We start from the raw sequence: 6,647 nt of genomic DNA on the forward strand, positions 1-6,647 counted from the left end.
CGTCAGCGCGAGACGACGGGAATGGACTTGAACTCGCCGCTGGCAATGCGCTTTTGCCATTCGGCCGGGCCGGTGATGTGGGCGCTGGTGCCACCGGCATCCACCGCCACGGTCACCGGCATGTCCACCACGTCGAACTCGTAAATCGCTTCCATCCCCAAGTCAGCAAAGCCCACCACCTTGGCATGTTTGATGGCCTTGGAAACGAGGTATGCCGCACCGCCCACGGCCATGAGGTAGGCGCTTTGGTGCTTCTTGATGGACTCAATGGCCACCGGGCCGCGTTCGGCCTTGCCGACCATGGCAATCAGGCCGGTCTGGGCCAGCATCATCTCGGTAAATCCGTCCATGCGGGTGGCGGTGGTGGGGCCGGCAGGGCCCACCGCTTCCCCGGCCACCGGATCCACCGGGCCGACGTAGTAAATCACCCGGTTGGTGAAATCCACCGGCAGTGTCTCGCCCTTGGCCAGCATGCCTTGGATGCGTTTGTGCGCCGCGTCCCGGCCGGTGAGCATCTTGCCGTTGAGCAGCAGGGTCTGGCCGGGCGTCCAGCTGGCAACTTCAGCGGGGGTGAGGGTGTTGAGGTCAACGCGCTTGCTCTTCTGGGTGTCGGGTGTCCAGTTGACGTTGGGCCAGATATCCAGGCTGGGCGGATCGATGTAGACCGGGCCCGAGCCGTCCAGCACAAAGTGGGCGTGGCGGGTGGCAGCGCAGTTGGGAATCATGGCAACAGGTTTGCTGGCGGCATGGGTGGGGTACATCTTGATCTTCACGTCCAGCACAGTGGTCAGCCCGCCCAGGCCCTGTGCGCCAATGCCCAGCGCGTTCACTTTTTCGAACAGCTCCAGGCGCAACTCCTCGACCCGGTCGAGCGCGCCGCCGCTGGCGGCCTTGGCCTGCAGCTCGTACATGTCGAGGTCGTCCATCAGGCTTTCCTTGGCCATCAGCACCGCCTTCTCCGCAGTGCCGCCGATGCCGATGCCCAGCATGCCCGGCGGGCACCAGCCGGCACCCATGGTCGGCACGGTTTTCAGCACCCAGTCGACCACGCTGTCGCCGGGGTTGAGCATGATCATCTTGCTCTTGTTTTCGCTGCCGCCGCCCTTGGCTGCCACGGTCACTTCTACCGTGTTGCCGGGTACTAATTCGGTGAAGATGACAGCAGGCGTGTTGTCTTTGGTGTTTTTGCGCAGGAACTCGGGGTCGGCCACCACGCTGGCGCGCAGCGTGTTGTCGGGGTGGTTGTAACCCTGGCGCACACCTTCGTTGACGGCGTCGTCCAGCGAGCCGGTGAAGCCCTCCAAGCGCACATCCATGCCGACCTTCAGGAACACGTTGACGATACCGGTGTCCTGGCAGATGGGCCGGTGGCCGGTGGCGCTCATCTTGCTGTTGGTCAAAATTTGGGCGATGGCGTCCTTGGCGGCGGCGCTCTGCTCGCGCTCGTAGGCGCGCGCGAGGTGGGCGATGTAGTCAGCGGGGTGGTAGTAGCTGATGTACTGCAGCGCAGCGGACACGGATTCGATCAGGTCGGCCTGACGGATGGAGGTGGTCATGGTCTAACTCTCTGAAAAAAAGGCGGTGGAGGCGAACGCTTTGAGTTTAGCCAATGAGCCCCACGCCAGACTGACTCTGCGTGTGCCTCGTAGTCGATCTCTCGCGACCCAACCCGGCGGCTTCCCGCGCGCCGACCCGGTGGCCTTCTATAGTCAGTGATTTGTAAGTGCTTATAGTGACCATTCGCGCAGTTTTTTAATACTTTTTAAATAATCTCGAGGAGATAAATCCGTGAGCGCTTCCACCTCTGCCATTGAGTCCGTCCTGGTCGAAAACCGGGTTTTCCTGCCCAGCGAGGCCACCATCAAGGCGGCACGCATTTCCGGCATGGAGGGCTACAACGCCCTGTGCGCCGAAGCTGAAAACGATTTCGAGGGCTACTGGGCCCGCTTGGCCAAAGAGAACCTGGTGTGGAACAAGCCCTTCACCCGCACCCTCGATGAGTCCAACGCCCCCTTTTACAAATGGTTTGAAGACGGCGAGCTCAACGCCTCGGCCAACTGCCTGGACAAGCACATCGGCACCCCCACCGAAGACAAAGTCGCGGTGATTTTTGAAGCGGATGACGGCACCGTCACCAAGACGACCTACAAAGAGCTGCTGGCTCGCGTGAGCCAGTTCGCCAACGCCTTGTTGGCCGACGGCATCCAAAAGGGCGACCGCGTGCTGGTCTACATGCCCATGACACTCGAAGGCGTGATTGCCATGCAAGCCTGCGCCCGCATTGGCGCGACCCACAGCGTGGTGTTCGGCGGCTTCTCGGCCAAGGCGCTGCAGGAGCGCATCATCGACGCCGGCGCGGTGGCCGTCATTACCAGCAACTACCAGATGCGCGGCGGCAAAGAGCTGCCCCTCAAATCCATCGTGGACGAAGGCCTGGCGATGGGCGGCTGCGAGTCCATCAAAACCATTTACGTCTACCAGCGCACCCAAACCGCCTGCAACATGGTGGCCGGGCGCGACAAGACCTTTGCCGAAGCACTGGCCGGCAAGAGCACCGTGTGCGCCCCGGTGCCTGTGGGCGCCGAGCATCCCTTGTTCATCCTCTTCACCTCCGGCTCCACCGGCAAACCCAAGGGTGTGCAGCACTCCACCGGCGGCTACCTGCTCTGGGCCAAGGTGACCATGGACTGGACCTTTGATTTGAAGCCCGAAGATGTGTTCTGGTGCACAGCCGATATCGGCTGGATCACCGGCCACACCTATGTGGCCTATGGCCCGCTGGCCGCCGGTGCGACCCAGATCATTTTTGAAGGCGTGCCCACCTTCCCCAACGCCGGCCGCTTCTGGCAAATGATTGAGCGCCATAAGTGCTCCATCTTCTACACTGCGCCCACCGCCATCCGCTCCCTGATCAAGGCCTCCGAGAGCGACGCAGCAGTGCACCCCGACCGCTCCGACCTGTCGAGCCTGCGCATTCTGGGCTCGGTGGGCGAGCCCATCAACCCCGAAGCGTGGATGTGGTACTACAAGCACATCGGCCACGAAAAGTGCCCCATCGTGGACACCTTCTGGCAGACCGAAACCGGCGGCCACATGATGAGCCCGATGCCCGGCGCTACCCCGCTGGTGCCCGGCAGCTGCACGCTGCCACTGCCCGGCATCATGGCCGCCATCGTGGACGAATCGGGCAAAGACATTCCCAACGGCACCGGTGGCATCCTGGTGATCAAGCGCCCATGGCCTTCCATGATCCGCACCATCTGGAACGACCCTGAGCGTTTCAAGAAGAGCTACTTCCCCGAAGAAATGGGCGGCACGCTCTACCTGGCCGGCGACGGTGCAGTGCGCAGTGAAGACCGCGGCTATTTCCGCATCACCGGCCGTATTGACGACGTGCTCAACGTGTCCGGCCACCGCATGGGCACCATGGAAATCGAATCCGCCCTGGTGGCCAAGTCGGATCTGGTGGCCGAAGCCGCGGTCGTGGGTCGTCCTGATGATGTGACCGGCGAAGCGATTTGTGCTTTTGTGGTCCTGAAGCGCGCCCGCCCCAGCGGAGACGAGGCCAAGGCCATTGCCAAAGAACTGCGCGACTGGGTGGCCAAAGAAATCGGCCCCATCGCCAAGCCCAAGGACATCCGCTTTGGCGAAAACCTGCCTAAGACCCGCTCCGGCAAGATCATGCGCCGCCTGCTGCGCTCGCTGGCCAAGGGCGAGGCCATCACCCAGGACACCAGCACCCTCGAAAACCCCGCCATCCTCGACCAGCTGGGCCAGGCTTATTAGGCCAGCCAAGCCCTAGGGCACAAAAAAGCCGCTGCGTTTGCAGCGGCTTTTTCATTTTTTCAGCGGTTTCTTTATTGAACCGCCTGGTGCTTGATGTTTGACGCTCAGTTCAGCGACAGGACCCACGCGGACAACTTTTTGGCGTCGGACTCGCTCACCTGGGCGTTGGCCGGCATGTAGGCCGTGCCCCAGACGCCGCTACCGCCTTTCATGATTTTGGTCGCCAAGCGGTCGGCGGCAGCTTTGTCGCCTTTGTATTTGGCCGCCACATCCTTAAAAGAAGGGCCCAGCACCTTTTTGTCCATCTGGTGGCAGGTCATGCAGTTTTTGGCGTTGGCCAGCGCTTGGTCAGCCTGGGCGCCGGAGGCGATTGCCATGAGGGAAGCGGCAAGCGCCAGCGTGAGGAATTGCGTCATAGGGGTCACTCCGGTTTGGATACCATCACCATAACGGGATTTTAGTAACGGGGGTTGACCACCGCAAAGACGGTGCAGCCTGATGGAGGTAAGCATGCTGCTGATTGGTTTGGGTGTCATTCTCTTGGTGTTGAAAGTCATGGGAATAGAGCCTGTGGTTACCTGGCCCTGGTGGGCGACGCTGGCGCCCTTTGGGGTGGCAGTGGCCTGGTGGGCGTGGTCCGACAGTACCGGCTACACCAAGCGCCGCGCCATACAACAGGAAAACGCGCGCAAGGAGGCGCGCATCGAGCGCCAACGCAAAGCCATGGGCACCTCCACCAAGCCGCGCCGCTAAAGGCCTTGCGCCTTCAGTGCCCATGCCGGATTGGTCACACAGTACCAGCCGCACAAAAGCAGTCACAAAATAGCGGTCACCAAATTGTCATTGGCATCGGCTGAAGGATAATCACGGCCGCTCCCGTACATTGTTTTAACAAACCAGATTACAACCATGCCCGTTTATCGTTCCAAGACCTCCACCGCCGGCCGCAACATGGCAGGCGCCCGCTCTTTGTGGCGTGCCACCGGCATGAAAGATGGTGACTTTCAAAAGCCCATCATCGCTGTGGTGAACTCCTTCACGCAGTTCGTACCCGGCCATGTGCACCTCAAGGACCTGGGCCAGCTGGTGGCACGCGAGATCGAGTCGGCCGGCGGCGTAGCCAAAGAATTCAACACGATTGCGGTGGATGACGGCATTGCCATGGGCCATGACGGCATGCTGTATTCGCTCCCCAGCCGCGAGATCATTGCGGACAGCGTCGAATACATGGTCAATGCCCACTGCGCCGACGCCATGGTCTGTATCTCCAATTGCGACAAGATCACGCCCGGAATGTTGATGGCGGCCATGCGGCTGAATATCCCGGTGGTGTTCGTCTCGGGCGGCCCCATGGAAGCGGGCAAGGTCAAGCTGCTCAACCCCACCACCCAGAAAATCGAGTTCAAAAAGCTCGACCTGATTGACGCCATGGTCATGGCTGCTGACGACAAGGTCAGCGACGAGAATGTGGCCGAGGTCGAACGCTCGGCCTGCCCGACCTGCGGTTCCTGCTCCGGCATGTTCACCGCCAATTCCATGAACTGCCTGACCGAAGCGCTGGGCCTGTCTTTGCCCGGCAACGGCACCGTGCTAGCGACCCACTCCGACCGCGAGCAATTGTTCAAGCGGGCGGGTCGTATGGCCGTGGAGCTGTGCCAGCGCTACTACGAGCAGGAAGACGAGAGCGTGCTGCCGCGCTCCATGGGCTTCAAGGCATTTGAGAACGCGATGACGCTGGACATTGCCATGGGCGGCTCGACCAACACCATCCTGCACGTGCTTGCCATCGCGCAGGAAGCCGAGATCGACTTCACCATGGCCGATATCGACCGCCTGTCACGCGATGTGCCGCAGCTCTGCAAGGTCGCGCCCAACACCAACAAGTACCACATCGAAGACGTGCACCGCGCAGGCGGCATCATGGGCATCCTGGGCGAGCTCGACCGCGCCGGCAAGCTGCACACCGATGTGCCCACCGTGTACAGCAAGACCTTCAAAGAGGCGCTGGACGCGTGGGACATCAAGCGCAACCCGTCCGACGAGGTCAAGACCTTCTACATGGCCGGCCCCGGTGGCATCCCCACCCAGGTCGCGTTCAGCCAAAGCGCCCGCTGGCCCAGCCTGGATACTGACCGCGCAGAGGGCTGCATCCGCTCCTATGAACACGCCTTTTCCAAAGAGGGCGGCCTGGCCGTCCTGACCGGCAACATCGCGCGCAATGGCTGCGTCGTGAAGACCGCTGGCGTGGACGACAGCCTGATGGTGTTTGAAGGCCCGGCCCACGTGGTTGAGAGCCAGGACGAAGCGGTAGAACACATCCTTGCCGACCAGGTGAAGGCGGGTGATATCGTGGTGGTGCGCTACGAGGGTCCCAAGGGTGGCCCCGGTATGCAGGAAATGCTCTACCCCACCAGCTACATCAAGTCCAAGGGCCTGGGCAAGGCCTGCGCCTTACTCACCGATGGCCGATTCTCCGGCGGCACCTCGGGCCTGTCCATCGGCCACTGCTCGCCCGAGGCGGCTTCCGGCGGCGCGATTGGCTTGGTGAAAAACGGTGACCGTATCCGCATCGACATTCCCAACCGCAGCATCAATGTGCTCGTGTCCGACGACGAAATGGCCCGGCGCCGCGCCGAGCAGGACGCCCGGGGCTGGAAGCCGGCGTTGCCGCGGCCGCGCAAGGTGTCTGCCGCGCTCAAGGCCTATGCGAAGCTGGTGATGTCGGCGGACAAGGGCGCAGTGCGCGACTTGTCCCTGCTCGACTAATCCGCGGCGGGCCAAACCTTTGTTGATTCATCCCCAGATTGACCCGGTAGCCCTGCAGCTCGGGCCGGTGTCGGTGCACTGGTACGGGCTGACCT

Annotated in this window: 5 protein-coding genes; 3 read left to right on the plus strand and 2 right to left on the minus strand. The window is 62.0% G+C overall.

Going from position 1 to position 6,647, the window contains the following annotated elements; all coding sequences use genetic code 11:
• Positions 1 to 2: 2 nt before the first annotated feature.
• A complete protein-coding gene (locus Q0O05_RS04250; protein ID WP_293660650.1) occupies positions 3 to 1,556 on the minus strand; it encodes a fumarate hydratase in 1,554 nt (517 codons plus the stop codon).
• A gap of 232 nt (positions 1,557 to 1,788) precedes the next feature.
• On the opposite strand from Q0O05_RS04250, the gene acs reads away from it, so the two are divergent.
• On the plus strand, positions 1,789 to 3,786 hold the full coding sequence (acs, locus tag Q0O05_RS04255; RefSeq protein ID WP_293660651.1) for an acetate--CoA ligase: 1,998 nt from the start codon (positions 1,789 to 1,791) through the stop codon (positions 3,784 to 3,786).
• Between the two features lie 104 nt (positions 3,787 to 3,890).
• Here the strand turns inward: acs and Q0O05_RS04260 are convergent, their stop codons facing one another.
• The gene (locus tag Q0O05_RS04260; RefSeq protein ID WP_293660652.1) at positions 3,891 to 4,202 is read right to left on the minus strand and encodes a c-type cytochrome; all 312 of its coding nucleotides are present in this window, start codon (positions 4,200 to 4,202) and stop codon (positions 3,891 to 3,893) included.
• A gap of 94 nt (positions 4,203 to 4,296) precedes the next feature.
• Between Q0O05_RS04260 and Q0O05_RS04265 the strand changes: the two genes are divergently transcribed.
• Both Q0O05_RS04265 and ilvD read left to right on the plus strand, forming a co-directional pair.
• Positions 4,297 to 4,539: a TIGR04438 family Trp-rich protein gene (locus Q0O05_RS04265; RefSeq protein WP_293660656.1), complete on the plus strand. Its 243-nt coding sequence runs from the start codon at positions 4,297 to 4,299 to the stop codon at positions 4,537 to 4,539.
• Between the two features lie 156 nt (positions 4,540 to 4,695).
• Positions 4,696 to 6,552, plus strand: a complete 1,857-nt coding sequence (ilvD, locus tag Q0O05_RS04270) for a dihydroxy-acid dehydratase (RefSeq protein ID WP_293660653.1) — start codon at positions 4,696 to 4,698, stop codon at positions 6,550 to 6,552.
• The last annotated feature ends 95 nt before the right edge of the window (positions 6,553 to 6,647 follow it).

Origin of the sequence: Rhodoferax sp. OV413, assembly GCF_945881795.1 — a bacterium.
In the GTDB taxonomy this organism is placed as follows: domain Bacteria; phylum Pseudomonadota; class Gammaproteobacteria; order Burkholderiales; family Burkholderiaceae_C; genus Allorhodoferax.

Bases quoted from the DNA above. Each gene is read 5' to 3' on its own strand.
- Q0O05_RS04260 (WP_293660652.1), bottom strand. From the start codon at position 4,202: ATGACGCAATTCCTCACGCTGGCGCTTGCCGCTTCCCTCATGGCAATC.
- Q0O05_RS04250 (WP_293660650.1), bottom strand. From the start codon at position 1,556: ATGACCACCTCCATCCGTCAGGCCGACCTGATCGAATCCGTGTCCGCT.
- ilvD (WP_293660653.1), top strand. From the start codon at position 4,696: ATGCCCGTTTATCGTTCCAAGACCTCCACCGCCGGCCGCAACATGGCA.
- Q0O05_RS04265 (WP_293660656.1), top strand. From the start codon at position 4,297: ATGCTGCTGATTGGTTTGGGTGTCATTCTCTTGGTGTTGAAAGTCATG.